General features: G+C 70.0%; 25 protein-coding genes and 3 pseudogenes. 12 read left to right on the forward strand and 16 right to left on the reverse strand.

Translation table 11 applies throughout. The features are described 5' to 3' along the window. Together ACZ4SA_RS13720 and ACZ4SA_RS13725 are read right to left on the reverse strand one after the other, a co-directional pair. Positions 1–238: pseudogene (locus ACZ4SA_RS13720) on the reverse strand (hypothetical protein); the annotation flags it as partial. Continuing rightward, complete coding sequence (locus tag ACZ4SA_RS13725) at positions 226–513, reverse strand: transposase (protein WP_468273501.1); 288 nt, start codon at positions 511–513, stop codon at positions 226–228. The gene ACZ4SA_RS13725 and the pseudogene ACZ4SA_RS13720, both read right to left, overlap by 13 nt. A gap of 85 nt (positions 514–598) precedes the next feature. On the opposite strand from ACZ4SA_RS13725, the gene ACZ4SA_RS13730 reads away from it, so the two are divergent. Beyond that, a complete protein-coding gene (locus tag ACZ4SA_RS13730; RefSeq protein ID WP_468273894.1) occupies positions 599–865 on the forward strand; it encodes a response regulator transcription factor in 267 nt (88 codons plus the stop codon). A 130-nt stretch (positions 866–995) separates the two neighbouring features. Here the strand turns inward: ACZ4SA_RS13730 and ACZ4SA_RS13735 are convergent, their stop codons facing one another. Next, positions 996–1,931 carry a helix-turn-helix transcriptional regulator gene (locus ACZ4SA_RS13735; protein ID WP_468273897.1) on the reverse strand — a complete coding sequence of 312 codons (936 nt, stop codon included), beginning with the start codon at positions 1,929–1,931 and terminating at the stop codon, positions 996–998. Between the two features lie 392 nt (positions 1,932–2,323). On the opposite strand from ACZ4SA_RS13735, the gene ACZ4SA_RS13740 reads away from it, so the two are divergent. Beyond that, positions 2,324–2,641, forward strand: coding sequence for a Rieske (2Fe-2S) protein (locus tag ACZ4SA_RS13740; RefSeq protein ID WP_100108277.1), 318 nt, complete (start codon positions 2,324–2,326; stop codon positions 2,639–2,641). Positions 2,642–2,843: 202 nt separating this feature from the next. Here ACZ4SA_RS13740 and ACZ4SA_RS13745 read toward each other — a convergent pair whose 3' ends face one another. After that, positions 2,844–3,248, reverse strand: a complete 405-nt coding sequence (locus tag ACZ4SA_RS13745; RefSeq protein ID WP_468273503.1) for a pyridoxamine 5'-phosphate oxidase family protein — start codon at positions 3,246–3,248, stop codon at positions 2,844–2,846. A 131-nt stretch (positions 3,249–3,379) separates the two neighbouring features. Here ACZ4SA_RS13745 and clpB point away from each other — a divergent pair, with 131 nt between their 5' ends. Then, complete coding sequence (gene clpB, locus ACZ4SA_RS13750; protein ID WP_468273506.1) at positions 3,380–5,971, forward strand: ATP-dependent chaperone ClpB; 2,592 nt, start codon at positions 3,380–3,382, stop codon at positions 5,969–5,971. A 151-nt stretch (positions 5,972–6,122) separates the two neighbouring features. Continuing rightward, positions 6,123–6,659 carry a type III secretion system chaperone family protein gene (locus ACZ4SA_RS13755; RefSeq protein ID WP_468273509.1) on the forward strand — a complete coding sequence of 179 codons (537 nt, stop codon included), beginning with the start codon at positions 6,123–6,125 and terminating at the stop codon, positions 6,657–6,659. Positions 6,660–6,747: 88 nt separating this feature from the next. On the opposite strand, the pseudogene ACZ4SA_RS13760 reads toward ACZ4SA_RS13755, so the two are convergent. Beyond that, positions 6,748–7,185: pseudogene (locus ACZ4SA_RS13760) on the reverse strand (aminotransferase class I/II-fold pyridoxal phosphate-dependent enzyme); the annotation flags it as partial. Positions 7,186–7,358: 173 nt separating this feature from the next. On the opposite strand from ACZ4SA_RS13760, the gene ACZ4SA_RS13765 reads away from it, so the two are divergent. Together ACZ4SA_RS13765 and ACZ4SA_RS13770 are read left to right on the forward strand one after the other, a co-directional pair. Beyond that, a complete protein-coding gene (locus ACZ4SA_RS13765; RefSeq protein WP_468273511.1) occupies positions 7,359–7,913 on the forward strand; it encodes a Uma2 family endonuclease in 555 nt (184 codons plus the stop codon). 163 nt (positions 7,914–8,076) lie between these two features. Then, entirely contained in the window at positions 8,077–8,403 is a 327-nt protein-coding gene (locus ACZ4SA_RS13770; RefSeq protein ID WP_468273513.1) for a hypothetical protein, read from the forward strand. A gap of 45 nt (positions 8,404–8,448) precedes the next feature. Here ACZ4SA_RS13770 and ACZ4SA_RS13775 read toward each other — a convergent pair whose 3' ends face one another. Genes ACZ4SA_RS13775 through ACZ4SA_RS13810 form a run of 8 tightly spaced genes read right to left on the reverse strand, consistent with a single transcriptional unit; the run spans position 8,449 to position 14,382 of the window. Continuing rightward, positions 8,449–9,240, reverse strand: a complete 792-nt coding sequence (locus tag ACZ4SA_RS13775) for a hypothetical protein (RefSeq protein ID WP_468273516.1) — start codon at positions 9,238–9,240, stop codon at positions 8,449–8,451. Continuing rightward, a complete protein-coding gene (locus ACZ4SA_RS13780; RefSeq protein ID WP_468273519.1) occupies positions 9,237–10,163 on the reverse strand; it encodes an ABC transporter ATP-binding protein in 927 nt (308 codons plus the stop codon). The genes ACZ4SA_RS13775 and ACZ4SA_RS13780 overlap by 4 nt, the downstream gene beginning before the upstream one ends. After that, positions 10,160–10,825, reverse strand: coding sequence for a YIP1 family protein (locus ACZ4SA_RS13785; protein ID WP_468273522.1), 666 nt, complete (start codon positions 10,823–10,825; stop codon positions 10,160–10,162). The genes ACZ4SA_RS13780 and ACZ4SA_RS13785 overlap by 4 nt, the downstream gene beginning before the upstream one ends. After that, the gene (locus tag ACZ4SA_RS13790) at positions 10,822–11,076 is read right to left on the reverse strand and encodes a hypothetical protein (protein ID WP_468273524.1); all 255 of its coding nucleotides are present in this window, start codon (positions 11,074–11,076) and stop codon (positions 10,822–10,824) included. The genes ACZ4SA_RS13785 and ACZ4SA_RS13790 overlap by 4 nt, the downstream gene beginning before the upstream one ends. 55 nt (positions 11,077–11,131) lie before the next feature. After that, positions 11,132–11,659, reverse strand: a complete 528-nt coding sequence (locus ACZ4SA_RS13795) for a stage II sporulation protein M (protein ID WP_468273526.1) — start codon at positions 11,657–11,659, stop codon at positions 11,132–11,134. After that, positions 11,656–12,351 (reverse strand): ABC transporter ATP-binding protein, encoded by a 696-nt coding sequence (locus ACZ4SA_RS13800; RefSeq protein ID WP_468273529.1) that lies wholly within the window; start codon positions 12,349–12,351, stop codon positions 11,656–11,658. Before ACZ4SA_RS13800 ends, ACZ4SA_RS13795 begins: the two co-directional genes overlap by 4 nt. Beyond that, positions 12,338–13,996, reverse strand: coding sequence for a hypothetical protein (locus ACZ4SA_RS13805; RefSeq protein WP_468273531.1), 1,659 nt, complete (start codon positions 13,994–13,996; stop codon positions 12,338–12,340). The genes ACZ4SA_RS13800 and ACZ4SA_RS13805 overlap by 14 nt, the downstream gene beginning before the upstream one ends. A gap of 47 nt (positions 13,997–14,043) precedes the next feature. Further along, positions 14,044–14,382: a hypothetical protein gene (locus ACZ4SA_RS13810; protein WP_468273534.1), complete on the reverse strand. Its 339-nt coding sequence runs from the start codon at positions 14,380–14,382 to the stop codon at positions 14,044–14,046. A 235-nt stretch (positions 14,383–14,617) separates the two neighbouring features. Between ACZ4SA_RS13810 and ACZ4SA_RS13815 the strand changes: the two genes are divergently transcribed. Both ACZ4SA_RS13815 and ACZ4SA_RS13820 read left to right on the forward strand, forming a co-directional pair. Beyond that, the gene (locus ACZ4SA_RS13815; protein WP_468273536.1) at positions 14,618–15,259 is read left to right on the forward strand and encodes a response regulator; all 642 of its coding nucleotides are present in this window, start codon (positions 14,618–14,620) and stop codon (positions 15,257–15,259) included. After that, complete coding sequence (locus ACZ4SA_RS13820; RefSeq protein WP_468273539.1) at positions 15,256–16,362, forward strand: sensor histidine kinase; 1,107 nt, start codon at positions 15,256–15,258, stop codon at positions 16,360–16,362. Before ACZ4SA_RS13815 ends, ACZ4SA_RS13820 begins: the two co-directional genes overlap by 4 nt. 89 nt (positions 16,363–16,451) lie before the next feature. On the opposite strand, the pseudogene ACZ4SA_RS13825 reads toward ACZ4SA_RS13820, so the two are convergent. Next, positions 16,452–16,631 (reverse strand): annotated as a pseudogene (locus ACZ4SA_RS13825) (aminotransferase); the annotation flags it as partial. Between the two features lie 139 nt (positions 16,632–16,770). Between ACZ4SA_RS13825 and ACZ4SA_RS13830 the strand changes: the two are divergent. Further along, positions 16,771–17,574, forward strand: coding sequence for a hypothetical protein (locus ACZ4SA_RS13830; RefSeq protein WP_468273542.1), 804 nt, complete (start codon positions 16,771–16,773; stop codon positions 17,572–17,574). An 89-nt stretch (positions 17,575–17,663) separates the two neighbouring features. Further along, a complete protein-coding gene (locus ACZ4SA_RS13835; RefSeq protein WP_468273544.1) occupies positions 17,664–17,873 on the forward strand; it encodes a hypothetical protein in 210 nt (69 codons plus the stop codon). Here the strand turns inward: ACZ4SA_RS13835 and ACZ4SA_RS13840 are convergent. Continuing rightward, a complete protein-coding gene (locus ACZ4SA_RS13840) occupies positions 17,870–18,247 on the reverse strand; it encodes a hypothetical protein (RefSeq protein ID WP_468273546.1) in 378 nt (125 codons plus the stop codon). The genes ACZ4SA_RS13835 and ACZ4SA_RS13840 overlap by 4 nt on opposite strands. A 141-nt stretch (positions 18,248–18,388) precedes the next feature. Here ACZ4SA_RS13840 and ACZ4SA_RS13845 point away from each other — a divergent pair, with 141 nt between their 5' ends. After that, complete coding sequence (locus tag ACZ4SA_RS13845; RefSeq protein WP_468273549.1) at positions 18,389–19,285, forward strand: ion transporter; 897 nt, start codon at positions 18,389–18,391, stop codon at positions 19,283–19,285. Between the two features lie 71 nt (positions 19,286–19,356). On the opposite strand, the gene ACZ4SA_RS13850 is transcribed toward ACZ4SA_RS13845, so the two are convergent. Further along, the gene (locus ACZ4SA_RS13850) at positions 19,357–20,556 is read right to left on the reverse strand and encodes a pyridoxal phosphate-dependent aminotransferase (RefSeq protein ID WP_468273552.1); all 1,200 of its coding nucleotides are present in this window, start codon (positions 20,554–20,556) and stop codon (positions 19,357–19,359) included. A gap of 164 nt (positions 20,557–20,720) precedes the next feature. On the opposite strand from ACZ4SA_RS13850, the gene ACZ4SA_RS13855 reads away from it, so the two are divergent. Beyond that, positions 20,721–20,981 carry a hypothetical protein gene (locus ACZ4SA_RS13855; RefSeq protein WP_468273555.1) on the forward strand — a complete coding sequence of 87 codons (261 nt, stop codon included), beginning with the start codon at positions 20,721–20,723 and terminating at the stop codon, positions 20,979–20,981. Positions 20,982–21,280 lie beyond the last annotated feature (299 nt).

Consider the following 21,280-nt stretch of genomic DNA (forward strand, 5'->3'; position numbering starts at 1 on the left):
AGATCTTCGGCGAGCCGTAGGTGCCGCCGGAGTCGTCGAACTCCTCCTTCACTGCTTCGATCAGATGCTGTCTGCGCAGCTCACGCCGGGTGGGCTGGCGGGTGCGGTGCTTGTAGAACCATGCCTCGCTCACGCCCAGAGCGCGGCAGGAGACGCGGTGCGAAATGCCGTGCTCGGTCCTGAAGTCGCTGATCACCCCGACGACGGCCGCCGGGTCCGCCACGGCTACTTCACCCACAGGACCATGCAGCGTTTGAGGACATCACGCTCCATGACCAGTTCCTTGTTCTCCCGCTTGAGCTGGGCGACCTCCCGCCGCAGACGCTCCACCTCGTCACTCCCGCCGGCCGGAGCGATTCCTGCCCGACGGGCGCGGGAGACCCAGCTCGCCAGGGTGGTCTCGTTGATCCCCAGGTCTTCGGCGACCTCGGCGATCGTCTTGCCGGTCTCCGTGACGATCCGTACGGCCCCCTCACGGAACTCCGGATCGAACTTCCGTCGCTTCTCCGCCATGACTCCCAACTTCCCCTGCAGTCACGGTCTTCACGCTACGAGGGGAGGGACACTCGTCAAGTACCTCGTGTCCGTCTTCGAGTGGATGTGGCACCAGGCTTCGCCTCTGCTGGGAGCCACACCGCTGACGTCTTCTCTGGGCAGCGTGTCAGAGGGTCAGTTCGCGATATCCCGCCTGCTGGCGGAGGGGCACACCGACGAGGTGGTGGCCCGGCGGCTAGGAATCAGTGTGCGGACGTGTCGCAAGCACATCGCGCACCTCGCCCAATTGCTCGGCAGCGCAAACCGCGTGCAGCTCGGTGTGCTCATTGCCCGGTCGGGGATGCTCGAAGTGGCGTCGGGGCCGCGGTGACCACGGCCGGCAAGGCCATGCGCACGGCCGATTGTGCGCGGCCACGCGGTGCAACAAGATGACGAGGGCCTCCGGTCCATTCCCGGGCGTTGTGCACGGGGTTCGCCATGACGGGCCGGAGCGTGCCATGTCAGTCCTTGTCGTCCAGAATGCCCGACTGCGCGATGAGGTAGCCGAGTTGGGCCCGGCTGCCGCTGCCCAGGGTGGCGTTGAGCTTGGCGATGTGGGCGCGGCAGGTGCGCACGTTCATCCCGAGGCGGCGGGCGATGGAGTCGTCGACGTGACCTTCGACGAGGAGCCTTGCGATGGAGCGCTGTATACCTGTGACGCCGTTGGAAGGCGGTGAGTAAGGAAGTTGCTCGTTGAGTGGTGTGGCACGCCGCCAAAGGTGTTCGAAGACTTGAGCCAGGTAGTCCACCAAGCCGGGGTGGCGCAGCTCCAACGCGATCCTGCGGTCCGAGCGGGCAGGGATGTACGCCACAGTGCGGTCAAAGATGATCAAGCGTTCGATCAGCTCTTCGAGGGTGCGGATTTCCACCTTGCCCTCAGCGAGTTGTTCGGCATAGGCGAGGGTGCCCAGACTGTGCCGGACCGTGTGCTGATACAAGGTGCGGATGCTGATGCCGCGTTCGACGACGGCCTTCCCGCGTTCCAACGCCTCGCTCAGCACATGTTCGCTGCGCCCTCCGCCGGGTTGGACGGTCAAGACTTCTGTGTGGCATTCCATGGTTGCCAGGTCGAGCGCCGCGTTGATGCGACTGACGCCCTCCAGCACAGTGATGGCGTGCGTGGTTGAAGGGTCCTGCGCACTGATACTCATGAACGGCTCGAATGAGTCGGTCAGTTCGACGGTGAGGTGCCGCCGCTCCTGGATCTCTCGCTCGATGGGCTGGAGGCGCTGCGCGAGTGCTGCGGACGGCGGAACGGGGCGTAGCCACTCCGGGTCGTCTGGATCCGGGTGCAGAAGCGCGAAGTCCATCAGGCAGGGAGCGACAGCGGCCTCGGCGCGGGTCACACGGCCCGAGCGCAGTGCACTGGCGTAAAGACGCCTTCCTGCCTCGCACATATCGGTTACGCCATGGGGATGCGCCCGATTTGTGGTTTCTATGCTCAAATCTCCACCCCCCAGGGTCCTGAACGTGCAAGAACATGATGCATCGCTTCTGTGGCATTCGTGTCCTTGGGTGAGGCATCGTCGAAAGGGCGGGGGAGAGGAATCCATCAAGTGAGGACGAAGCTGAGTATGTACAGGAGAATGCTTCGCTCGGTGCTTGCCACGACCTTCTCCGCGGCTGTGATCTACGGCGGCGTAGCCGCCGCTGGCGACATCGGTTGGGACACCGCACCGGCAGGGATGACTACGGCTACTGCTATCGGAACAACGTCGGGTGGGGACATCGGCTGGGACGTCGCACCGTCTCGGGCGGGTTCAAGCAGCTCGCAGACGGGTTCAGGCGCATGACCATTCCCCCGGATGATCGCGTGTTCCGGCGCGAGATGGCGACGGCCTACCGCTCCGGGTGGCATTTCATCGACCTCGTCACGGCGATTCCGCATCGTGGCGACTCGTTGATGGTCACCCTGTTCGGCGAGCCGATCGTCGTCGCACGCGAGGAGGACGAGGATGTCCGTGCCTACCGCTGCCTGCGCCGGCCCCGAGGGGCTCCTCAGCCCGTCCGCTGTGCCATTCGGTACGGCATGATTTTTGTCAATCTCGACCAGCGTGACCACCAGCTGGCCGAGCCGGACACCACCGCCACCCCCCGCAGTGCCTGAGCGATTCCCCCGTCGTTTCAAATCGCTCAGGTGCTTCCCCCACACAGCGGCGCCATCGTGGACCTGAAACACGATGGCGCCGTTGTGCTGCCCGGAAACGCCTCGGGCGGCAGGCGCGCCTGAAATCGGCCGGCCCGGCCTGTCCCGCCCCGCTCGCCCCGGCCGGCCCGCCCCCGGCCCGGCCTGTCCCGCCCCGGCGCGGCTACGCCCGGCCCATCGCGCGGGTCAGTGCGATCTCGATGACCACCCGGTCCGGGTTCGGCTTCGGGGTGCGTCCGTACCGCTCCGCGTAGCGGCTCACCGCGTCCGCCACCACCTCCGCCTCCGTGCGGATGGTCGCGACGCCCTCCAGCGTCGCCCAGCGGCCCTTGTCGACCTGGCAGACCGCCACCCGTGCGCCCTCGGGGCCGGCGGCCAGCACGTTCGCGACCTTGCGGCTGTGTTTGTTGGTGATCACCCGCGCCTTCCCGCCCTCCGGGTCGTAGGTCACTCCCACGGCGACCACGTGCGGAGTGCCGTCCGGGCGCGGGGTCGTCAGCGTGCACATGTGGTGGTCGCGCCAGAAGCTGAGGTAGGGGGCGTCGGGGTTGCGAGGGTCGATGGCCATGGGGCGGAACCTACCTCCGTGGGGCGATGTCCTGTCCGGCAGCACCCTGAGTGGATTAGACTCAACTTTGTGCACGTTGTCGGAGTCAGTATGGATGTGACAACCCCATCGGCGAGGAGGAGAGAGCGCACGTGGACGCAGAGCTGACCAACAGGAGCCGGGACGCGATCAACGCCGCGACCAGCCGGGCCGTGTCCGAGGGTCACCCCGATCTGACCCCGGCGCATCTGCTCCTGGCGCTGCTCGAGGGGCAGGACAACGAGAACATCATCGACCTTCTGGCAGCCGTCGACGCGGACCAGGCCGCGGTGCGGTCGGGGGGCGAGCGCGTCCTCGCGTCGCTGCCCAGCGTCACCGGGTCCACCGTCGCCCCGCCCCAGCCCAACCGCGAACTGCTCGCCGTCATCGCGGACGCCGCGCAGCGCGCCAAGGAGCTCGGGGACGACTACCTGTCCACGGAGCATCTGCTCATCGGCATCGCCGCGAAGGGCGGCGCCGTCGGCGAGGTGCTGGACCAGCAGGGCGCAGGTGCGAAGAAGCTGCTGGCCGCGTTCGAGAAGGTAAGGGGAGGGCGCCGGGTGACCACACCCGACCCGGAGGGTCAGTACAAGGCGCTGGAGAAGTTCGGTACGGACTTCACCGCCGCGGCCCGCGAGGGCAAGCTCGACCCGGTCATCGGCCGGGACCAGGAGATCCGCCGCGTCGTGCAGGTGCTGTCGCGGCGCACGAAGAACAACCCGGTGCTCATCGGCGAGCCCGGCGTCGGCAAGACCGCCGTCGTCGAGGGCCTCGCCCAGCGGATCGTGAAGGGCGACGTCCCCGAGTCGCTGCGCAACAAGCGGCTCGTCGCACTCGACCTCGGCGCCATGGTCGCCGGCGCGAAGTACCGCGGCGAGTTCGAGGAGCGGCTGAAGACCGTCCTGTCCGAGATCAAGGACAGCGACGGCCAGATCATCACCTTCATCGACGAACTGCACACCGTCGTCGGCGCCGGAGCCGGCGGCGACTCCGCCATGGACGCCGGCAACATGCTGAAGCCGATGCTCGCCCGCGGCGAGCTGCGGATGGTCGGCGCGACCACCCTCGACGAGTACCGCGAGCGCGTCGAGAAGGACCCGGCCCTCGAGCGGCGCTTCCAGCAGGTGCTGGTCGCGGAGCCGACCGTCGAGGACACCATCGCGATCCTGCGCGGCCTCAAGGGGCGCTACGAGGCGCACCACAAGGTCCAGATCAACGACAGCGCGCTCGTCGCCGCCGCCACCCTCTCCGACCGGTACATCACCTCCCGCTTCCTGCCGGACAAGGCCATCGACCTCGTCGACGAGTCGGCGTCCCGGCTGCGCATGGAGATCGACTCCTCGCCCGTCGAGATCGACGAGCTGCAGCGCGCCGTCGACCGGCTGCGGATGGAGGAGCTCGCCCTCAAGAACGAGTCGGACCCCGCCTCCAAGCAGCGCCTGGAGAAGCTGCGCCGCGACCTAGCCGACAAGGAGGAGGAGCTGCGCGGCCTCACCGCCCGCTGGGAGAAGGAGAAGGAGAGCCTGAACCGCGTCGGTGAGCTCAAGGAGCGCCTCGACGATCTGCGCGGCCAGGCCGAACGCGCCCAGCGCGACGGCGACTTCGACACCGCCTCCAAGCTGCTGTACGGGGAGATCCCCGGCCTGGAGCGGGAGTTGGAGGAGGCCGCGCGGGCCGAGGCCGAGCAGGAGGCGTCGAAGGACACCATGGTCAAGGAGGAGGTCGGCCCCGACGACATCGCGGACGTGGTCGGCTCCTGGACCGGCATCCCGGCCGGGCGCCTCCTCGAGGGCGAGACGCAGAAGCTGCTGCGGATGGAGCAGGAGCTGGGCCGGCGGCTGATCGGCCAGAGCGAGGCCGTGCGGGCCGTCTCCGACGCCGTGCGCAGGACGCGGGCGGGGATCGCCGACCCGGACCGGCCCACCGGCTCGTTCCTCTTCCTCGGCCCGACCGGAGTCGGCAAGACCGAGCTGGCGAAGGCGCTGGCCGACTTCCTCTTCGACGACGAGCGGGCGATGGTCCGCATCGACATGTCGGAGTACGGGGAGAAGCACACCGTCGCCCGCCTGGTCGGCGCGCCTCCGGGCTATGTCGGCTACGAGGAGGGCGGCCAGCTCACCGAGGCGGTCCGCCGCCGTCCGTACAGCGTGGTGCTGCTCGACGAGGTGGAGAAGGCCCACCCCGAGGTCTTCGACATCCTGCTCCAGGTCCTCGACGACGGGCGGCTCACCGACGGGCAGGGCAGGACGGTGGACTTCCGCAACACCATCCTGATCCTGACCTCCAACCTCGGCAGCCAGTACCTGATGGACCCGACGACCGCGGCGGAGCAGAAGAAGCAGCAGGTCTTGGATGTGGTGAGGGCGTCCTTCAAGCCGGAGTTCCTCAACCGGCTCGACGACGTGGTGGTCTTCTCCGCCCTGTCCGAGGACGAGCTGGCGCACATCGCCGAGCTGCAGATCGGCCGGCTCGCCAAGCGCCTGGCGGACCGCCGGCTGACCCTGGACGTCACGCCGGAGGCCCTGGCCTGGCTCGCCGAGGAGGGCAACGATCCCGCGTACGGTGCGCGGCCGCTGCGCAGGCTGATCCAGACGGCGATCGGCGACCGCCTCGCCAAGGAGATCCTCGCGGGCGAGATCAAGGACGGCGACACCGTACGGGTGGACCGTGTCGAGGACGGCCTCGTCGTCGGCGCGGCGCAGTAACGGCTCGCGTGCGACATCCCCGGCCGCCGGTGCCCTTGTGGTCCGGCGGCCGGATCTTTGTCAGCCCGCAGCGGATCGCGGGCGACGGGGCTTGCCACCCCCCGCCGGGGATGGGAGAGGATGGCCGCATCCGTACGAAGGGAAATACACGGTGACCATCGATCCGTCCTCGATTCCGAATTTCGGGGGCAAGCCCCAGCCCCAGGCCGCAGGACCGGCGGGCCCCGTCGTTCCCGATCAGGATCTCGTCAAGCAGCTTCTCGACCAGATGGAGCTGAAGTACGTCGTCGACGACGAGGGCGACCTCGCGGCGCCGTGGGAGGACTTCCGCACGTACTTCATGTTCCGCGGCGAGGACGAGCAGCAGGTCTTCTCGGTGCGGACCTTCTACGACCGGCCGCACGCGGTCACGGAGAAGGCCAAGATCCTCGACGCGATCGACGACTGGAACCGCAGGACCCTGTGGCCGAAGGTCTACACCCACCTCCACGAGGAGGAGGGCGCCGAACTGCCGACGATCCGTCTCATCGGCGAGGCGCAGATGCTGATCGGCACGGGCGTGAGCCTCGAGCACTTCGTGTCGTCGACGGTCAGCTGGGTGCGCGCGTCGATCGAGTTCGACAAGTGGCTCGCGGAGCAGCTCGGCCTGGCCGTCCAGGAGGACGAGAAGCCCGCCGACGACGCCTGAGGCGTCCCCACGCGACAAGGCCCGGCGGGGCCGCGGTCTTCACGACCGCGGCCCCGCCGGGCCTCCGCGTTCGCGGGGCGGCTCGCCCTCAGGAGACCGGTGACTTGAGGCGCGCGACCGCCTCCTCGAGGACGTCGACGCGCTTGCAGAACGCGAAGCGGACGAACGGGGCGCCCTGCCCGGGTTGGTCGTAGAAGACCGCGTTCGGAATGGCGACCACCCCGCAGCGCTCCGGGAGCGCACGGCAGAACGCGAACCCGTCGGACTCGCCCAGCGGCCGGATGTCCGTGGTGACGAAGTACGTACCCGCCGGACGCTGCACCCCGAAACCGGCCGCGGCGAGCCCCTCGCTCAGCAGGTCGCGCTTCGCCCGCAGGTCCTTGCGGAGCCCGTCGAAGTACGAGTCCGGCAGACGCAGCGCCTCGGCGACCGCGTACTGGAACGGGCCCGCGGAGACATACGTCAGAAACTGCTTCGCCGTGCGGACCGCCGTCACCGGCTCCGGTGACGCGGTCACCCAGCCGACACCTTGCTGGCCTACCTATTCCCATGTCGTGCGACAGGCCCCGCTGCGGATCTCCGGCAGCGGCGGTGAGCGGGCCGCACAACCTGTCCGGACCGGTCTGCCGGCCGTACCGACGGGCTCGGTGACGCGGCACTGTCCGTCGTATCCTGACCACACACGGGAAGGAGCCGTCCATGAGCGTCGACGCGATCGTGCACACCGAGTTCCCCAAGGGGTACACGGTCCTGTTCGGGGCCGACGGAAAGGTGATCATGACCCCGCAGAGCGAAGAGCACTCCAGCACCATCAGGTCGATGCAGATCGACTCCGCTCTTGCCCTTGGCCGTCACGCGAAGGTCACCTCCGACGTCTACATCGACTTCCCCGCCGACGAGAACTCCGCCCCCGACCTCGCGATCCTGCGCGAGGACGCACGCAAGGTAGGCAAGCGCTACAGCTTCGAGGACGTCCTGCTGATCTCCGAGGTCGTCTCGACCTCTTCCGCACGCAAGGACTACGACGACTGCACCGCGAAGTACGGCAGCTACGGAATCCCGATCTACCTGGTCGTGGACCCCTACGCCCAGGAAGTCGTCCTTCACACCCAGCCGACCGCCACCGGTTACATCGCGGCGCACACCCACAAGTACGGCACGGGCAAGCTCCCCATCCCCCTGGCCGACGGCCGCACCTTCACCCTCGACCTCGACGAACTCCCGCGTCCGGAGCCCGACTCGAACGCCCGCTGACGAAGGGCTCCCGGCGGTAGCGTGCCACCGTAAGGACTGCGGCGGACAGGTGGGACGGGGGAGATGCGGATGAGGTCCGCGCCCGAAGCCGAGGAGGAGTTCGAGGCCGCGACCGGGCTGCTGGTCGACCGCCTGGTCCGGTGGGCCGGGGAGCAGGCTGCCGGTGGACGGGTTCACGGCCGAGGCGATGCTGGACTACCGGCACCGGGCGACGGCCGACGGCCGGCTGGGTCTGTGGGAGGCGCGCCACGTGGACGAGGTCCTGCTCTCCTGGCTGCCCCGGAACGTCACCGAGCTTCCCGGGGAGGAACGCTCCGACGCAGCCACGAACGCGGGCACCCTGCTGCCAGGAGCGGCCACAAGCGACGCCGCTGACCAGCGGCGTCACCGCCCGGTGCCGCGGACAGTGACGAGTGCGAACTCGCAGCGCGGGTCTGCGAAGACGGACGTCATGGTCGGAGTCGGACACCGTGGTCCCGCGGTTCGGTGACGACGACGAGGTTCTGGGCGGAGCAGGAGAGCCGGTCGAGCCGGCTCAGGCCGTCGCGCTGCGGCGCTGGTACGCGACTGCGCCGAGCCAGGCCGCGACGACGGTCGTGGCCGCGACGACCGTCACGGCCACGCCCCGGTCCGAGGCGCACCACGCCACCTGGTTGACCAGGGCGCCGGGAGTCAGCCCGCGCAGTGGCTGCCAGACCGACAGCAGCGGGTCGACCAGGAGTAGCGTCACAAGACCGATCCCGATCGCGGCGCCGCCCGAGCGGGTCACGAGCGCGACCAGCGCGCCGAGAGCGCCCAGACAGCAGGAGGCCAGAGTGAGCCCCGCCCACTGCTCGACGAGCGCGCCGAGCGCTGCCGCCGATGCCCACGAGTCCAGGGAGGCGCCGCGCGAGAGTGCCATCGCACCGCCGGTCAGCATCGAGAGCAGGAGGGCCAACGCGCCCACCAGGGCCGTGACCGCACCCAGGACCAGCAGTCTGGCGAAGTGGATGCGCCGGGCCGAAGGTCCCTGGAGCCGTGCCGCGCGGGCTGTGGCATGGGTGAGGTCGCGTCCGGCGGAAAGCGCGAACAGACAGTAGGCGACGATGGCGAGCTGTGGAGCGAGCAGCCGGACCGCGGCGGACGCTCCCTCCGGCTCGGTCAGTGCCACGAGGTCCATCGGCATGCGGGCGGTGCCGTCCGCCATCGCCCCGGGCGCCGCTCGCCCCGGCACCAGCAGGGCGAGGACGGTGACCGCGAGGACGGGCGCCGTGACTGCGCACAGCGCGGTCACGATGGGGGACGGCCTGGACAGGCGGGTCAGTTCGGCCGTGAACACTCCGGTCATGCCTTGCCTCCCGGGTGGGGGGCGCCACCGATCGCCGCGGCGAACGCCTGGAAGAGATCTGCCTGCTGCTCGCTGACCTCGACGACGTCGATGTCGGCGGTGATCAGGGCGCGGTTGAGTTCCGCCGCCCTGCCGCGGTCCGCGGCCACCACGACGTGGTCGTCGTACGGGGCGGCCGTGAGACCCAGAGACTGCGCGGTGCGTACGACCGCGGCGAGCATGGCCGGGTCGGCGGGGACGACCCGCAGACCGCTCCTGCCCAGTCCGAGCACCTGGGCACGGGGGCTGTCGATACGGCAGGTGCCGCCGTCGATCAGTACGAAGTGGTCGCACACCGACTCCAGGTCGGCCAGGACGTGGCTGGAGATCACCACGGTGTGGCCCGTCTCCGCCTGTTCCTTCACGAGGTTCAGCAGCCGGGCGGAGCTGAACGGGTCGAGGCCGTTGGTCGGTTCGTCGAGCACCAGCAGCTCGGGGTCCTTCAGCAGGGCGCCGGCGATACCGAGGCGCTGCTTCATGCCGAGGGAGTAGCCGCGTACCTTGCGGCGGGCGGCGTCCGTGAGCCCCACGGTCTCCAGGAGTTCGTCGATACGGTGCTCGGGGGTGCCTGACAGGCGCGCCAGGACCCGCAGATTGGCGCGGCCGGTGAGCGCGGGGTCGACGGCCGGGCCGTCGATGAACGCCCCCACCTTCGGCAGATAGGCCGCGGGGTCGGACAGCGGGTGTCCGAGGATGCTGCCCTCGCCCCGCTGCGGCCGCAGCAGGCCGAGCATCACGCGCAGCGCGGTCGACTTCCCCGCCCCGTTGGGGCCGATCAGGCCGGTGACCTGGCCGCGTGGGATGCGCAGGCTCAACGAGTCGAGGACAGGGCGCCCGCCCAGTTGGACGCCCACGCCGTCGAGTACGACAGCCGGTCCGCTCACAGCGCGACACCTCCGACGAGCGCGCCCACGGCGCCGATGACCGTGGTCAGGGCGGTGACGACGGCCGATCGGGCGAAGGTGAGCCCCAGCCCCTTGCGACAGCCGATGAAGAACAGCACGGCGACCGCGGCCAGGAACGGGTCGGCCACGCCGATGACTCCGGCGTGCGCCGTGAGCCACTCGGGGCCGGCGGTGGCGATCACCAGCACATAGCAGAGCTGACGCAGAATCAGCGGGAAACAGGCGTAGGCCCAGACGGCGAGCATCTTCCGGTGCGCGGGTTTGGCGTCACCTCCGATGCGTACGACCACAGCGAACATGGCGTAGTTGGCGGTCATGAGCGCCACCTGCACCACGCACAGCACCACTCCTGCCAGCACCGCGAGATAGCCGGCCGCGCCCGCCCGGTCGGCGAGTGCCGGATCCTCCAGGAGCGCGGACCGTATGCCGCCATGCACCAGGAAGGCGAAGACGACGGGCATGAGGGGCAGGGTGAACAGCAGGGCGCGCAGGGCACGTCGAGGTCCGCTGCCTTCGGCCACGGCCTGGAAGACGGCGCCGGGCGCGGCCAGAACCAGCCATGGGCGGGGTGCCTGCGGACCCGCCGCCGTGCCGTCCTCCGCCTCCGGGAGCCGGGGTGGGGACGCCATCGAGGTCGTCACGACGCCTCCGCCACGATCAGAGCCAGTCCACCGAGCATCCCGAGCACGCCGCAGATACGCAGCAGCAGACAGGGGCCGGGAGCGAGCATCCCGGAGGTGAGTACCGCTCCGGCCGCCAGCAGACCGAGCGCGGCGCCAGGCCCGTACAGGCCGGGCAGCAGGATCAGGGCGAACAGGGCCGCGGGTGGTGGCACTACGGCACCGACCAGGGCGATACCGCGCCGGGGGCGGCTGGGGTCGGGGGTGTTCATGGGTGAATCTCCATGGCGCGAAGGGTGGTCGGGGTGGCAGCGGACGGCGGGGTGGTCAGGTGGCCGCTTCGAGGACTGCGGCGGGTATCAGGAGAACCGTCGCCGCCGCGAGGCGCAGCCCGCTGTCGCGGGCCCACTTCCGCCGGGGTGGGAGCGGGCGACCTCGGACGGACGCCAAGGCGCGCGCGGCGCCGGACAGCCCGACCGCCGTGGCCAGGACGAATGCGCCGAGTTCCGGTACCAGATGGGGCATTCGGCTCAGCAGCTCGGCCAGATCGTGTCCGCTGCCCAGGTAGGAGCCGAGGGCGTACCCGTTGACGAACCATCCGACGCCTGCCATCAGCAGGGTCAGCAGCCCGAGCGAGAGCAGGCCCAGGACAGCGGTCGTCACGGCGAGGCCGGCGTTGTGCGCCCAGATGCTGAGCGCGCCACGCCCCTCGGCTCCCAGGTGCTCGGCCGTACCGAGGAGTCGGCCGGACTGCGCACCCGCGAGCAGTGGCAGGACGACGGCTGCGGCCGCCGCCAGAGCCGTATGGGAGGTACGGGAGGAGGACACCGGAGCGTCCACCGCCTGGCCGGTCATGGAGAGGCCCCCTCTTCTTCCATCGCCAAGTGCCGGCGCAGCGCGGCAAGGGCATCCGGGTCCTCGTACTGGCCGACGAGGCGGCCCCGGTCCACCCGGAGGGCCCGGGTGGCGATGGTGACCAGCGGTTCGAACGTGTGGGTCGCGACCAGGACGGCTCCTCCGGTCGCGAGGTGGGCGCGCAGCGTCTCGCGCAGGATCCCGGCCGTCGCGGCGTCGAGGCCGTTGAACGGCTCGTCAAGGAGGAGGAGTTCGGGCTCGTGCAGCGTCGCCACCGCCAGGGCGAGGCGCTGGCGCTGGCCGAGGGACAGGGTACGTACGGGACGGTCGGCGACCTCGTCCAGCCGGAACCGCCGCAGCCGGTCGGCCGTTCCTGGCGTCAACTGCCACAGCCGGGAGAGCAGTTCGATGTGTTCGACGGGGCTGAGGACGTCGTACAGCGGGGGCTTGTCGGCGACGAAGCCTACTTTGGACCGGGCGTCCGGTGATCCGGCCGGTGCTCCTGCTATCAGCGCCAGGCCCTCGTCGGGCTCGGTGAGACCTGCCGCGGTCCGCAGGATCGTCGACTTGCCCGCGCCGTTGCCTCCGCCGAGGACCACACAGTCCCCCGGGGAGACGCTGAAGGAGACGCCGTCGAGAGCCGCGGTCCCTGTCTGCGGGTAGCTGACGCGGACCGATTCAAAGCTGAGCATGGGCATCCGTTTCGGGGCGGGCTGGGGCATCCGGTGCGCGGCGCGTCGCGGGTACGGGCAGGGGCGGGTGGGCGGAGTGGGTGCCACGGGCGGCCCACCAGCGCGGCAGGGCCGCTCCGGCGGGGCGGGCGAGGACGAGGACGAGCAGACAGCCGGCCACCGCCAGCGGCCAGAAGTCGGGTACGAGGTAGCCGAGACCTGCCGCGAGCGGGCCGCCGAGGCTCACCCACAGCGCGGTCGCCGTCATCGAGGCGGCGCGCACCTGGGGTTCGGGGTGAGGCAGTACGATCTCGGGGCGCAGGGGCGCCGGATGGTTCCCCGAGACGATCACCAGGACCGTGGCGTCGATGGCAGCGCTGCCGAGGACCACGGGGGCCAGCGCGGCGACCGCCGACGGTGGCAGGGCCAGGGCCGGCTGCGCCACGAGCAGCATGCCGATGCCGACGGCGGTGCCGACCAGGGTGCAGGCACCCGCTCGCACCGACCGCAGCCGGTCGAGCGCACCGGGGATGGTCCGCAGCAGCTGACCGGCGGGGCCCTCGGTGTCCATGCTGATCACCGGGGCGAGCACCTCGCCGAGCAGGCCCAGGACCGTACCGATGAGTGAGGCCACCAGCATGGTGACCAGAGCCTGGGCGAGCGGTCCCGAGCGGGCGGAGGGGCCGAGCACGGCCAGCGAGCCGACGCAGACGGCCAGGGCCGGCACGAAGACGGCGACTCCGGCGAGCAGCTCCCACACCTGGGGGCCGCGGCGCACCAGCACGCGGAGGTCCTTCGCCCGCAGCGCCGCGTCGGGAGCCGTCGGGAGCGGCTGGGTGACGCGCCAGGTGCCGGGGGTGGTCATGCGCTGCTGGACGGTGTGTGGATCGGTGCGGCGCATCGCGAACACGGCGAGCGCACCCGCGGCACAGCCCACGGTGAGCAGGACCAGCGCGGAGGCGGCACCCGGAGTTCCCGCCCGGCGGGAGATCTCGGCCGCGAGCGCGCGGACCGGCTCCTCGGCGTCGCGTACGTCCCCGACGAGGGCGAGGGCGGCCGCGGCGAGCACCAGGTGCCGGCAGCCGCCGAGCAGGGTGAGCAGCGGGGCGTTCCAGGCGGCGGGAGCCAGGAGGCCGAGTCGGAACAGGAGTACGGCGCAGGCGCGGGCGAGGAGGGCGACGCCGAGCGCGCACACGGTGCCCCACAGCAGCATGCCTGAGGCCGAGCCCAGCGGGAGCACACCTGCCAGTACGGCACCGGTGGTGACGCCGCCCCCGATGAGCAGGCCGCCACATGCCGCGTACAGGGCCGCCGGCAGGAGCAGCCGGACCACGGCGATGTGTACGCCGGATACCGGCAGTCCCCGCAGCAGCGCGGCATCCGGTACGAGCAGGGCGTCGCGCACGGATGTGACCGAGAACCCGGCCAGCGCGACCAGGACGACGAGCCCGGCCCAGGTGACATCGAGCGCGGGCCGGGAGCGTTCGACTCCCGCGAGCTGGCCGGCCCCGGCGCAGACCAGCGCGACCAGGAGGAAAACGGCGGTCGCCGCAGCGACCGCCGTTCCCCGTATGCGGGCAGGACCGGACGGCAGCCAGGGGAAGCGCGCGCACCACACACGGATGCGGCGCTGCCGATCCAGCCGCCACAGACTCCAGATGGTCATTTCCCGGTCCTCTGCCGATCCGCCCGATCAGTGTCGTGCTCTGTCTACTACCAGCCGACCATGGCGCCGGTGGCGGCCTTCTTGCCGATGGTGGCGACGAAGGTGGCCCAGGTGGCGCGGATGGTCAGCGCGGCACCGCCGAGGCCCAGCGGCAGCAGGGCGACACTCAGCGCCATGGCCCACGGGCTGTTGACCGCGTCGACGATCTTCTTGGCGGCGTACGCGCTGACGCCGAACGTCGTGGTCAGGTCCGCCGAGAACGCCGTCGGCAGGGCCTCGGCGTGGGACGCGCCACCGGTGGTCAGCAGCGCGACCGACGCGACGGCCAGCAGTGCGGCGACCGAGAACGCCATGAGGGCGCGCGGCAGCGTACGGATGTGAGGCATGCTCATTCCCCTGTTCAAAGTGGTCATTCCGGACCGACGAACGGTTCCGGTCCGGCGAATGGGCAGGGTAGGCACACGCAGCCCTGCCCAACCTCCGCCTGTCGAAGGTCCCGCCCCCGCCGAGCGGTGGCTCCTTCCCCCGCCGTTCGGCGGGGTTCTATCGCCTGGAATGACTGATCTCAGGGTTGCGCGGCCTTGTTATGTTGAGGTGACCGCAAGACACAGGGGGACCCACGTGATCCGGGTGTTGATCGTCGACGACGAGGTGCTGTTGCGCTCTGGCCTGCAACGGATTCTGGACGCCGAGCCGGACATCACGGTGCCGGTGACCTGCGACGGCCCGGAGGCGGTCGAGATGGTCATGCGGCACCGCCCGGACGTGGTGCTGCTCGACGTGCGGATGCCACGCAGGGACGGTCTGAGCGTGCTCACCGAACTGTATGCCCGTCCCCGCCCTCCTGTGGTGGCCATGCTGACGACATTCTCCGGCGACGGGGAGATAGCAGCAGCTCTTCGTACGGGCGCGGCAGGCTTCCTGTTGAAGGACACCGCACCACAGGGGCTGGCCCACGCGGTCCGCACGCTCTTCTCGGGCGGAACGGTCCTGTCACCCGCCGTGGCCTCCAACGTGGTTGGCGGCTACCTCAGCGGCCGGCAGCTCGACCCCCGCATGGACAAGCTCACCGAGCGCGAACGAGAGGTGCTGTCGCTCCTCGGGGAGGGCCTGTCCAACGCGGAGATCGGCCACGAGCTGCTGATGAGTGCGGCCACCGCCAAGGACCACGTCAGCTCCATCTACACCAAGCTCGGCCTGTCCAACCGTGTCCAGGCGGCGGTACTCGCGCACCAGAACGCCCGCACCGCCCCCAGGCCATGAGGGTCTCTCCCCGCCTCGAATCCGCCATAGTCCTGGTCCCGTCGGCGGCCGAGCTGCTGACCGTCTGCCGCGTCGCCACCCCGCTGGAACTCGCCTGGCACACAGCGTCCGTGGCAGTACTGCTACTCCGCCACCGCCTGCCGGTGGCCGTGCTCGCGGCGACGCTGCCCGCGGCCCTCACCGGCTACCTGCTGATCGCCCCGATGGCCGCCCTCTACCAGGTGGCGAAGGACATCCGCCCCCTGCGGACCGTGGTGTGCTGCGCTGTGCTGGTCTTCCTGGCGGGTCTCTGGCCGTGGTGGCCGACCCAGGACGGCGAGTGGACGTACGAGGAAGTCCTGTTCGGCGTGCTCTCGGCCGCGATGCTGAGCGCCGGCCCGACCGCGGTCGGCCGGCTCGCGCGAGCCCGTGCCCAGCTGTGCGAGCAGATCGCGGAGCTGGCGCGTGCCCGGGACCGGGAGCGGGAGCTGCTCTCCGAAATGGCCGCCGCCGAGGAACGGGCACGCCTGGCGCGGGAGATGCATGACGTCGTCTCCCACCAGATCAGCCTGATCGCGGTCCAGGCAGGGGCACTTGAGGCGACGGCGAAGGACAGGGACAGCCAAGAAGGCGCGATGACGATCCGGAGACTCAGTACCGCCACCCTGGAGGAACTGCGGCACCTGGTCGGGGCGCTCCGGTCGCCACGCAGGACACCTGGCCTCGTGGACCTGCCGGCCTTGGTCGAATCAAGCGGCCTGCCGGTTCGTTTCGATGCGGTGGACGTCTCGTCCCTCTCGTGGACCGGGGCGGTGGATCACACGGCATACCGCACCGTGCAGGAAGCCCTGACCAACGTACGAAAGCATGCTCCGAACGCCGAGGTGACGGTCGCCGTGAGCACGGTGCCGGGAACCACGTCCACGCTCGTCGTCGAGATACGCAACAGCCATTCCGCTGGCGCGAACCCTTGTGAGTCACTCCCCACAGGTGGTGGCCACGGACTGTCCGGACTGCGAGAGCGTGCCGAGCTGCTCGGAGGGAAGCTGGAGGCAGGGCAGACGGAGGACGGAGGCTTTCGTGTACAGGCAATCCTGCCCGACTCAATCCCCTCGAACTGTTGAGTCCTTCCTCTGAAGCCGGTTCCACGGTGAGGCCGGCCCAGTATCCGTTCTCGTAGACGGTCGGGCCGGCCGCACGGAGAGCGATGACCTCAGCCGGCCAGGCGTCGCAGGCGGGTGGTGGCCTCGTGGAGGACGTCGTCCCTCTTGCAGAACGTGAAGCGGACATGGGTGCGGCCGGCGTCGGGGTCGTCGTAGAAGACGGAGTTGGGGATGGCGACGACGCCGCAGCGTTCGGGGAGGGTGCGGCAGAAGGTGTAGGCGTCCTTCTCGCATGGCTGAATCCGTCGCCCGGATTGACGCCGGCTCAACATGATTGCCTTGCCCCGCCATTCGTGCCCTGCTTATGGTGACGGCGGCGACCAGCGGCTCTGGCCAAGCCGCCGAGGTGATGCACGGTGGAACGGACGGGTGCTGCGGGCCGGAGTCCTGAAGTCCGCCCCCGTCAGAGTGTTCGCCGTGGTGGCGGCCGTTCTGCTCCTGGGCGTCATGTGCACCGCCTCGTACTACTTCCTCAAGCCCCTGGTCGATGAAGCGGCCGTGTGGCGGCTGCTGTTCGATACCTCGACGGTGTCCCTCCTGCTGTGGGTGCAGATCGCGTTCCTACTGGTGAAGGTGTTGTTCATCAACGCCGAAGGGATGCTCCAACTCAGCTATCAGCTACCGGTCACCAACCGGGAACGCTCGACGGCGTTCCTCATGTACGAGGCGGCGATGACCGCCGTCGTGGCCGCCGTCGGCCTGGTCTCCCTCTGCGTCAGCGCGCTGATCCTCCTCGGCCCGTCCGCGACCGGGTACATCACGGCATCGGTCATCCTGCCGGTCGCCCTGACCTACCTGGTGCTGTCTGTTCTATACCAGCTGCTGACCCGGCTGTGGATGCTGATAGGGCTCAGCCGGATGGCGGGCGTCCTGAACGTGCTGGTTCTGTTCGCGGTGCTCGATCGAGCGGACAGCGTGGCGCACGTCGGTGATCCCGGAAGGGACGATGAGTGCGAGGCAGACAGCCGTGGTGGCCCTGGTCGGGCCGTCTGCTTGCATCACGGTGGGCGCCCTTCTGTGGCTCCTCGGCCTCGACCGGCCCTTGGCCTGGTGGTACCTCGCGCACATCGTGTTCCTGCTGCCGTTCTTCGGCGATGGCCGGGCCCTTTGGCACGGCTTCGGCGCTACCTGGAGGCGGCCAGAAGGCAGGAGTTGACATCGTCCGCCCCGTGACCAGGAGAGCACCCCGAGGCCGTTCTGCTGGGCATGAGCGCACGCCCTCCCGGCCTGCTGTCGCGCGAGCGGTGCCGGACAATGCATGCGTGACGAACGACAACAGACCTGGCGGTCCTGGCCGCAAGACCCTCGCGGCGATGGGGCTCCCGCTCGGCCTTCTGGCCGGTGTCGTACTCGGCCTGATCGTGTTCGACGACATCGACCTCGGCATCGCCCTCGGCCTCGGCGCGGGCGCCGTGATCGCCGGAACCGGCGTCGCCCGCGGCAGCCGGCCGGACACGGACCCGCAGCGCTAGTCCGCGGACGCCAGGCCCGGACGCTCCCCGGCAGGCGCGGCCAGCTCGGGGGCGTACAGCGTCGCGAGCGGCTCCGGACCGGCGTACCGACGGCACGGGCACCGGCCCTCCGCCTTGCCGCCGGCACCGCTCGCAGCCTTGGCGACCTTCACCGACGCGTAGCACAGACCGTCCCGCGCATCGTGATACGCGAGATGGTGCCCGCACCCACACACCGGCTCCGGGCCGCTCAGCGCCCGCTCACGCGCCTTCCGCCGCTCAGCCGCCGCCTTCTTCAAGCGGTCGTACGCGCCCCCGGCGACATAGCCGCCCGCGAGTATGACCAGTGCGATCTCGAAGCCCGTCAACGCTCCCCCTGCCGAATCGACGTCCACCGCGACTCACCGGATCTTCGCACCTCCGCACGGCTGGCGAGCGTCCAGATCCCGGTACCCGCAGCCATTGACACCCGACAGCCCTAAGATCCACTCCGAGTCGACGCCCCAGCGGGCCCGTACAGGAGTGGAACTGATCCGATGCCAGAACGAACCGGGCAGTTACGGCACACGCTGGCTTGCCGCACCCGCCGCATCGTCGACTCCGAAGCCTTCGGCACCGCGGTGTTCTGCCTCATCCTCGGCAACGCCGTCCTGCTGGGCGTCGAGACCTACGACGGCGCGATACGCCAGTGGCACGATGCCTTGAAGGCCGCTGAGCACTTCTTCCTGGCCGCCTTCACCACGGAGGTACTCCTCCGTGCAGCCGCCCACGCCGACCGGCCCAGAGACTTCTTCCGTGACCCGTGGAACCTCTTCGACCTCGCCGTAGTCGCTCTCGCCTTCGCCCCGTGCGCCCGCGAGAACGCCACCGTGCTGCGACTGCTGCGCCTCGCCCGTGTCCTGCGCGCCGCGCGCTTCCTCCCCCAACTGCGCATCGTCATCGTCGCCGTGGGCAAGAGCCTGCCCGGCACCCTCAGCTTCCTGCTCGTGGGCACACTGCTGCTGTACGTGTACGCGATGCTCGGCTGGGTCATTCTCGGCGACGAGGACCCCGAACACTATGGCTCCCTCGGCCGTGCCGCGCTCACCCTGTTCCTGCTCATCACCCTCGATGGCCTCGGCGACACGGTCCGCGCCGGCCTCGATATCTCCCGCTGGACCATCCTCTACTTCGCCTCCTACGTCCTGTTCGGCTCCTTCGTCCTGGTGAACCTGCTCATCGGTGTCGTCATCAACTCCCTGGAAGAGGCCCGTGAACTCGAAGCCGCGGCGCGCCGCCCGCAGGAGCAGCCCGCCCCGGCTGACGGCGCTCGCGTGCGTGAGCGCATCGCGGCAGCCCGCCAGGCACTAGACACCCTCGAAGCCGAACTGGCCGCGCTGCCCGCGCCCCGCCCTGCCGACACCCCGCGAAGCCCACCGAGACCAACACCCTGACCTGCGCAAACAGCGCCTGGGCAGGTGTCGGTCCTGTTCATACCCCGTTCGGGACGGGAGAGGGGCGTGAGTCAGGACGCGAGGCGTCGCAGGCGGGTGGTGGCCTCGTGGAGGACGTCGTCCTTCTTGCAGAAGGCGAAGCGGACCTGGGTGCGGCCGGCGTCGGGGTCGTCGTAGAAGACGGCGTTGGGGATGGCGACGACGCCGCAGCGTTCGGGGAGGGTGCGGCAGAAGGCGTGGGCGTCCTTCTCGCCGAGGGGGGTGATGTCGGTGGTGATGAAGTACGTGCCCTGGGGCTGGTACACCTCGAATCCGGCCGTCCTCAGGCTGTCGCCGAGCAGGTCCCGCTTGCGTCGCAGGTCGGCGCGGAGGCCGTCGTAGTACGCGTCCGGGAGGCGCAGCGCCTCGGCGACCGCGTACTGGAACGGGCCCGAGCTGACGTACGTCAGGTACTGCTTGGCGGTTCGGACAGCGGTCACGAGTTCCCGTGTGCCGGTGGCCCAGCCGACCTTCCAGCCGGTGAACGAGAACGTCTTTCCGGCGCTCGAGATGGTGACCGTGCGCTCGCGCATCCCCGGGAACGATGCGAGCGGCACATGCTCGCCGTCGAAGGCCAGGTGCTCGTAGACCTCGTCGGTGACCACCAGAAGGTCCCGTTCGACGGCGAGTTCGGCGATCCGGGAGAGCTCCTCACGGCTCAGGACCGTGCCGGTGGGGTTGTGCGGGGTGTTGATCAGGAGCAGCCGGGTGCGTCCGGTGACGGCGGCGCGCAGCTCGTCGAGGTCGAGGCGGAAGCGCTGCTCGTGCGGGCGCAGCGTCACCGGCACGCGCACGCCGCCCGCCATCGCGATGCACGCCGCGTACGAGTCGTAGTACGGCTCCAGGGCGATCACCTCGTCGCTCGGCTCCACGAGCGCCAGCAGGGCGGCCGCGATCGCCTCCGTGGCGCCCGCCGTGACGAGCACCTCGGTGTCGGGGTCGTGGACGAGGCCGTGGAAGCGCTGCTGGTGCTCGGCGATCGCGTGCCGCAGCTCCGGGACGCCGGGGCCGGGCGGGTACTGGTTGCCGCGCCCGTCCCGCAGGGCCCGTACCGCCGCTTCCCGCACCTCCTCGGGCCCGTCGGTGTCGGGGAAGCCCTGGCCGAGGTTGATCGAGCCGGTGCTCAGGGCCAGTGCCGACATCTCGGCGAAGATCGTCGTGCCGAACTCCGCCAGCCTGCGGTTGAGCAGCGGGCGCGGGCCCTGGTCGCGTGCCGTCCTGTCCGTCGTCATGGCGGCCATCCTGCGCGGAACCTCTGGAGTTGCTCAAGTCTGCTTTGGGGCCGCGTGGCCGAGGGCATCCCCATGCCACGCAGATAAGCGGCCCGTAAAACAAGAAGCGGTCACGCAACGTCGCGGGGGTCTTGCTTCGGGGGAACGAGAAGGACGGTGGGAAGATGACGGGTTTCTTGATCGGGTTGATCTCGATCGTGATGGTGATTGTCGTGCTCGTGGCAGTGAGCGCGTCCGGTTCGGGCGGTCGCAAGGTCGGGCGCAGCCGCAGCCGCAGCCGCAGCCGCAGCGGCGCCGGCGGCAGCTGGTGGGCCGGCTCCGACAGCTCCAGCGGCCACGCGTGCGGCGGCAGCTCGTCGTCCTGCAGCAGCAGTTCGTCCTGCGGCGGCGGAGGCGGCGGAGGGTGCGGGGGCGGAGGCAGCTGACACGGGGCAGCTGACTTCGCGGCCGGGGAATGTGCCCGGTGGGTGTGCCGAGCGCACGACCAACACCCGCCGGGCATCTTCCTGTTCGAAGAACGTCCGGGCGGCGTGTTGACTTCATACCCTGGTTTTCCGTTGAACAGTTGAACCGTTGGGCCCCCGAGGGGATGGAAACCACGCCACGTTGGGTAAAACCGCTGTGGGCGCCGTCCACTTCGTGATTTTCTCCCTGTCGGAACCTGTTGGATCCATCCAGCCCTCGGACCTCACGTGGACACGAGCAGGCCACCCCCCACACGTCC

Source organism: Streptomyces sp. NPDC027962 (assembly GCF_055566095.1).

What these genes read in the sequence shown, in the direction of transcription:
- ACZ4SA_RS13725 (WP_468273501.1), bottom strand. Translation starts at nt 513, where the DNA reads ATGGCGGAGAAGCGACGGAAGTTCGATCCGGAGTTCCGTGAGGGGGCC.
- ACZ4SA_RS13850 (WP_468273552.1), bottom strand. Translation starts at nt 20,556, where the DNA reads ATGACGACGGACAGGACGGCACGCGACCAGGGCCCGCGCCCGCTGCTC.
- ACZ4SA_RS13820 (WP_468273539.1), top strand. Translation starts at nt 15,256, where the DNA reads ATGAGGGTCTCTCCCCGCCTCGAATCCGCCATAGTCCTGGTCCCGTCG.
- ACZ4SA_RS13765 (WP_468273511.1), top strand. Translation starts at nt 7,359, where the DNA reads ATGAGCGTCGACGCGATCGTGCACACCGAGTTCCCCAAGGGGTACACG.
- ACZ4SA_RS13775 (WP_468273516.1), bottom strand. Translation starts at nt 9,240, where the DNA reads ATGACCGGAGTGTTCACGGCCGAACTGACCCGCCTGTCCAGGCCGTCC.
- ACZ4SA_RS13740 (WP_100108277.1), top strand. Translation starts at nt 2,324, where the DNA reads ATGACCATTCCCCCGGATGATCGCGTGTTCCGGCGCGAGATGGCGACG.
- ACZ4SA_RS13795 (WP_468273526.1), bottom strand. Translation starts at nt 11,659, where the DNA reads ATGACCGGCCAGGCGGTGGACGCTCCGGTGTCCTCCTCCCGTACCTCC.
- ACZ4SA_RS13810 (WP_468273534.1), bottom strand. Translation starts at nt 14,382, where the DNA reads ATGCCTCACATCCGTACGCTGCCGCGCGCCCTCATGGCGTTCTCGGTC.
- ACZ4SA_RS13800 (WP_468273529.1), bottom strand. Translation starts at nt 12,351, where the DNA reads ATGCTCAGCTTTGAATCGGTCCGCGTCAGCTACCCGCAGACAGGGACC.
- ACZ4SA_RS13730 (WP_468273894.1), top strand. Translation starts at nt 599, where the DNA reads ATGTGGCACCAGGCTTCGCCTCTGCTGGGAGCCACACCGCTGACGTCT.
- ACZ4SA_RS13735 (WP_468273897.1), bottom strand. Translation starts at nt 1,931, where the DNA reads ATGTGCGAGGCAGGAAGGCGTCTTTACGCCAGTGCACTGCGCTCGGGC.
- ACZ4SA_RS13745 (WP_468273503.1), bottom strand. Translation starts at nt 3,248, where the DNA reads ATGGCCATCGACCCTCGCAACCCCGACGCCCCCTACCTCAGCTTCTGG.
- ACZ4SA_RS13845 (WP_468273549.1), top strand. Translation starts at nt 18,389, where the DNA reads ATGCCAGAACGAACCGGGCAGTTACGGCACACGCTGGCTTGCCGCACC.
- ACZ4SA_RS13855 (WP_468273555.1), top strand. Translation starts at nt 20,721, where the DNA reads ATGACGGGTTTCTTGATCGGGTTGATCTCGATCGTGATGGTGATTGTC.
- ACZ4SA_RS13790 (WP_468273524.1), bottom strand. Translation starts at nt 11,076, where the DNA reads ATGAACACCCCCGACCCCAGCCGCCCCCGGCGCGGTATCGCCCTGGTC.
- ACZ4SA_RS13805 (WP_468273531.1), bottom strand. Translation starts at nt 13,996, where the DNA reads ATGACCATCTGGAGTCTGTGGCGGCTGGATCGGCAGCGCCGCATCCGT.